At 49.8% G+C, this 3,359-nt stretch carries 3 protein-coding genes; 2 read left to right on the forward strand and 1 reads right to left on the reverse strand.

Features of this window, described 5'->3' with window-relative positions; genetic code table 11:
• Positions 1–190 precede the first annotated feature (190 nt).
• Positions 191–880: a 2,3-bisphosphoglycerate-dependent phosphoglycerate mutase gene (locus ACKTSG_RS13860; RefSeq protein ID WP_407895589.1), complete on the reverse strand. Its 690-nt coding sequence runs from the start codon at positions 878–880 to the stop codon at positions 191–193.
• Between the two features lie 145 nt (positions 881–1,025).
• Here ACKTSG_RS13860 and ACKTSG_RS13865 point away from each other — a divergent pair, with 145 nt between their 5' ends.
• Together ACKTSG_RS13865 and ACKTSG_RS13870 are read left to right on the forward strand one after the other, a co-directional pair.
• Positions 1,026–1,856 (forward strand): GHMP family kinase ATP-binding protein, encoded by an 831-nt coding sequence (locus ACKTSG_RS13865; RefSeq protein WP_407895591.1) that lies wholly within the window; start codon positions 1,026–1,028, stop codon positions 1,854–1,856.
• Between the two features lie 157 nt (positions 1,857–2,013).
• Entirely contained in the window at positions 2,014–3,228 is a 1,215-nt protein-coding gene (locus tag ACKTSG_RS13870; RefSeq protein WP_407895592.1) for a chloride channel protein, read from the forward strand.
• Positions 3,229–3,359 lie beyond the last annotated feature (131 nt).

Genomic DNA, 3,359 nt, shown 5'->3' on the forward strand with positions numbered 1-3,359 from the left:
CCTCGTTTATCTTTTGGTTTGGTCGCTTAAAGCATAACACTGGAGGGAGTAGGTGTTTTTGTGTTATCTAAAAAGGCCTAAAACTTCCAGCGTTGAAGTACTCTTCAACACCAAAAATTTTAGACCCAAAAAAATAAACGCAAGCTGCGGCTTGGGTTTATTTTTTTTGCTCACCGGTTTAAATCGCCTACTACCGGACGATTTTTGTCGGTAATACCGTTTTATCCAAAATGTTCAACTTGGCATCCAAGGTGTAAACGATCGGTTGCGCATTGGCCACTTCAACTTGATCGATCCCCGCATCGGAAATGTTTTCCAAATACTTGATCAACGCCCGCAGTGTCGAGCCATGGGCGACCACTAATTGATTTTCGCCTGCCATCAAGCGTGGCGCCAACTCAGCGGTCCAATAAGGCACTAAGCGCACCACTGCATCGGCTAAGCTTTCGCCACGCGGCACAATGCTTTTGGGATAAGCATGATAGCGCCTTGAGCGACTGGGGTGCACCAACAATGGTGGTCGCCCGTCGAAACTGCGCCGCCATACTGCCACTTGCTTCTCGCCAAACAACTTGCGCGTCCGATCCTTGTTGATCCCGCGCAACGCCCCATAATGACGCTCATTCAAACGCCAAGACTTGGTGATCGGCAACCAGTTGGCATCCAGTTCATCTTGCACCAAATAAGCGGTCTTGATCGCCCGTTGCAACAAACTGGTGTGCACATGATCCACTAAGATCCCGGTTTCAGCCAACGCTTGTCCTGCCGCTTGGGCTTGTTGCACGCCAAAGTCAGTCAGCGGCACATCTGACCAACCGGTATAGGTATTTGAGAAATTCGCCGCACTTTGCCCATGCCGCAATAATATCAGTTTGACCATATCTTCCTCCCAATCTCAATAATTGTACCATTTTTCAGTAAAATGAAAAAACGTCTGGAAAATGAGATTATTATTAGATATACTATGTGTAATTTCATTTTAGTCGACGCGTCATAGTCACGCGTTTACGAAAGGAGGACGACATATGCGAATTCACGTTCCAGGTGTGATCACATCCCGCTCACCACTCGGGCAAAACCTTGCCACTGCCATCACTGCAGGTTTGAATATTGATGTTGAAGAAGAATCATTAGATTGGCAAGTTGATCATGCGGAGGCGAAGTTGGCCCATGATCAAAGTAACATGATCGTCTCTGTTGCTGACAGCGTCGCGCCAGGCTTGTTGCCGCATCGTTTAGTGTTGACCACTGACTTACCAGTTGGCGCAGGATTAGGCGGCTCCAACGCTGCGACTTTAGCGGGGATCATGTTGGCCGATCAACTGGCAAACTTGCATCTCAGCGAAGCGCAGATCATTCAAACCGCGTTAGGCTATGAGCCATACCCAGCAGGATTGCAAGCGGCCTTGCACGGTGGCATGCAAACTTATGATCCCCGTACTGAGCGTCTCGAGCGTCAGACAGTTGAGCCTTTGCAATGGGTGATCTATTTACCGGATCATTTCAGCGAAGCCAGCGTCCCGAGCCATTATCTCGGCCAAAATATCAACCCGGCTGATTATGCGCGCTTTACCAAAGCTTTGGCCAAAGCGGACGACAATTATTTACGCAGTCATTTGCCCTTGGAGCCTTTGCAAACACAAGTGACCCCAGAATATTTTCCGCAAGCTGAAATGGTCAACCGCGCCGTGATGCAATGCGGCGGCTACGGTTGCTTTGTGGCTGGCAACGGTCCAGCTTTGGTATGTCTGGCACCTGTCAAGGCGATTCGCTTTGTCGACTTGTTGCATCGCAGTTTAACTGCTGGTCAATTGTTAGTCACAGACATCGATGCCACTGGCACCACGATCAACTAATGCACAAGTTATCCCCTACCGCGATGAACAAGGTAAGGGATTTTTTTGTATTCAGGATAGTTATGCACAAATTTCTCCAAGTTTAGCCGTCTGGACACAACTTTTCGCCCACCGTATGCTAGAAAGGACGTGATTTTTACAACTTATAGGGGGATTCATGCACAAGCAGTTCGTCATTTGGGGATACGGTTTGTTCATCAGCGCGCTGATTGGGTGTGGCTTAGGTGGGTTTTATTTGCTGCAAGGCCAATTGATCGCGATCGTCGGCATCGGACATGTGGTGCGCCCGGTGTTTAACGCGGTTTGGTTGATCGGCGTGGGCGCCTTGATTTTTTGGATCCAGCGCCGCTTTGGCCAACTACCCAAGCCATTAGGGCAGATTCGCGCTGATCTGGCCGCCACTGGCAGTAGTGATTACCGCTACTTACCTTTACAGTTCGTATTGCCAGCGTTGATCTTAACATCTGGCACCAGCCTAGGCCCAGAAGCGACGTTGGTGTCCACGACTTGTTTAGGTGGGATCTGGTTATTGGACAAGTTGCGCGATTTAAATGCGCATTGGGACGACTTATCCACAAGTGCCCGCTGGCGTTTGCTCTGGCAGCCACACCGCGGGTTAATGCCACGTTCAGCGGCCAAAGTCCAAGCCAGCTTGTGGACTGGCCAAACCATTTGTTTCTTGGCAGCTGGCATCATCGCCTTTTATCTCACGTGCAAGTTTGGCGGCGAGCCGTCGGTGATTGTTTATCTCGGGCATAGCGCTTGGCAATGGCGCGAGTTGCTTTGGCTGGTGCCGATATTTGCTGGCGGGCGTCTTGTCGGCCGCTTAGAATTAACGGCGATGATCACCTTGCGTAAAAGTTTGTTAGGCCGCGTTCATCGCGATTGGGCCTTGCTGATCGTCGGTGGGATTGCCATTTATGCGGCCAGCATTTGGCTGCCGGCGATCAACAATTCGGGGATGGCGAATTTTCACTTGCTAGCTGGGGCTTGGCAACACCACACCACTGGCGCATTGTTGCTAGCAGCAGGATTGAAGTTGGCGTTGCTGACGATTTGTTTGAACACCGGCTGGATCGGTGGGGACATTTTTCCGGTATTGTTTTGTGCCACTGCCCAAGGCATCGCGCTGAGTCAGTGGTTGCCACTGGATGCCACGTTTGTGATCGCGGTGTTTGCGATTGCTTGTGGCGGCACGATTTTAGAATCGCCATTGGTGGCAGGCGGCGTGATGGCGATCATGTTTTTGCCGCCGAACTTACTGCCGATTTGTGCCTTGGTCATTGTGTTGTTGATAATATGTGATCACATTACCTATCCACATTGGGCGAAATTTAGCGATGCGCTGCGCACCAGCTTATCGTCCAAATAAAAAAATCCCCGCGTTTTACAATCAAGTTAGCCACTATCGTTAGCACTCAGACAAAATAAAAAACACCAAGTCGATACGACCTGTTATCATTAAAGTTCCTACACAATTAATGAAAGAGGTATCGTCTTGAT

Origin of the sequence: Lacticaseibacillus salsurae (assembly GCF_045862175.1) — a bacterium.
Taxonomy (GTDB): Bacteria; Bacillota; Bacilli; order Lactobacillales; family Lactobacillaceae; genus Lacticaseibacillus; species Lacticaseibacillus salsurae.